1 protein-coding gene is annotated in these 258 nt (G+C 40.3%); it reads right to left on the reverse strand.

Going from position 1 to position 258, the window contains the following annotated elements; genetic code table 11:
• Positions 1-232, reverse strand: a 232-nt coding sequence (locus BHE89_RS24190) for a hypothetical protein (RefSeq protein WP_216080969.1), incomplete at its 3' end; no start/stop codon positions are given.
• Between the last annotated feature and the right edge of the window lie 26 nt (positions 233-258).

A 258-nucleotide genomic window follows, 5' to 3' on the forward strand; every position in this document is an offset into this window, starting at 1 on the left:
GTTGTGTAGTGATAATGCGCTTGATGAAAGAAAGACTCATAAGAAGCCCAATCGGACTTGCTAGATACTGCACAGGCAGCAGTATCCTAACCACTAGTAGGTTTTGTTGGTATTTCATTTTAAGTAAAGTAAGTGAAAGCGATAATAAAGACAACGATGGTTGTGTAGTGATAATGCGCTTGATGAAAGAAAGACTCATAAGAAGCCCAATCGGACTTGCTAGATACTGCACAGGCAGCAGTATCCTAACCACTAGTA

The organism is Shigella sp. FC1967, assembly GCF_001743005.1.
Classification (GTDB): domain Bacteria; phylum Pseudomonadota; class Gammaproteobacteria; order Enterobacterales; family Enterobacteriaceae; genus Proteus.